The sequence below is a fragment of the Streptomyces sp. NPDC005533 genome (assembly GCF_042871845.1).
Classification (GTDB): Bacteria; Actinomycetota; Actinomycetes; order Streptomycetales; family Streptomycetaceae; genus Streptomyces.
The window spans coordinates 1-1,289 of sequence record NZ_JBIAJH010000191.1 but is presented as its reverse complement, the minus strand read 5'-3'; the positions used below and the strand labels follow the sequence as shown (position 1 = coordinate 1,289).

General features: G+C 66.6%; 1 protein-coding gene and 1 pseudogene. Both read left to right on the top strand.

Annotation, left to right across the window (positions count from 1 at the left end; translation table 11 throughout):
- Nucleotides 1-310: 310 nt before the first annotated feature.
- Nucleotides 311-690, top strand: a pseudogene (locus ACFYP3_RS37865) (transposase family protein); the annotation flags it as partial.
- Nucleotides 691-960: 270 nt separating this feature from the next.
- A complete protein-coding gene (locus ACFYP3_RS37860; RefSeq protein WP_388842668.1) occupies nucleotides 961-1,194 on the top strand; it encodes a hypothetical protein in 234 nt (77 codons plus the stop codon).
- Nucleotides 1,195-1,289 lie beyond the last annotated feature (95 nt).

The following is a 1,289-nucleotide window of genomic DNA, read 5'->3' as shown; positions in this document are numbered from 1 at the left end:
CATCCCCGCAACTACCTGGCCTTCCTCGGCCTAGCAGCCGCCCTCTGCTGCTACAAACGCCTCGTCCGCCTCACCACATAGGACACGGTCTAAGGCACTCCTGCGGCTCGCCCACCAACGCATCAGCGTCCTGTTCACCCCGCCGGAGCCCTTCTCAGCATTGCACCTTCGCAGTTCCCGATGTCTCACGCCTTCCAGTCCAGTACGTCTCCCACAACGCAACGTATGGATGGCGCAGGCGCCCTGGTTCCTGCAACACAGCAAGCAAAACGCCCACGCCGACGGCGTGGGCAAGGGAACTTCCGAACCGAGCGTGCAGGTCATCATCGACGCCGACAGCCGCGTGGTCATCGCCTCGGCCAGGCCCGCGTCGACGGGCAACAAAGCCGACGCCCACGTGTGGCGAGAGTCGGACCTGCCCGCTCGGTGGCCGGGACGACAGTGATCGCGGACGGCGCCTACCTGGGCAGCGAATTGGTCGTCCCGCCCCGTAGAAGGGCCAGACGTCCCCTCCTGCGCGGCAAGGAGGAAGACAACACCGAACACCGACGGGTCCGCGCCCGCGTCGAGCACACCTTCGCCCGCATGAAGAACGGGAAGATCCTCCGCGACTGCCGCCAGAAAGGAGACAGCCTCCACCACGCCCTCCAGGCCGTCGCAACCATGCACAACCTCACCATGACCCGGTGAAACAGCATGTCGGGCAACACACAAGCCCGCCCACGCCCACGCTTCTGCAGTGTGCTTCCCCTCGTAGGGTGGAGTCGTGACCCGATAAGGAGTTGAGGGTGGGGAAGCGAGGTAGTTACGACGCGGAGTTCCGTGAGGGGGGGCCGTGCGGATCGTGCTGGAGACCGGCAAGCCGGCCGCGGAGGTCTCGCGGGTTCTCGGCGTGCACGGGCACGCTGCAGACCTGGGTGAGCCGGGCACGGGGGTCCGTGGCGGCGGGCTCGGGGCCCGTTGGAGGAGTCCGAGCGGGAGGAGCTCGCCAGGCTGCGCGCGGAGAAGCAGCGGCTACGCAAAGACAACGTCGAGCTCGGGATGGAGCGTGATGTCCTCCCGATGCATGGTCTTGTGGGTGAAGTAGCCGACGCGGAAGCGGCGGTGCTCGTCGGGGTCATCGGCAACTGCAAGACCGAGAACGCCATCCCGCACACGGTGGCCTGCCGCGCGTTCGGCGTCTGGACGCCCTGATACTACAAGTGGCGCAAGTGGCCCGCGAACCCGACAAAGCGTGAGGTCAGACGCGCCGCGCTGACCGAACGGATCGAACATTTCTTCCGAGTCCG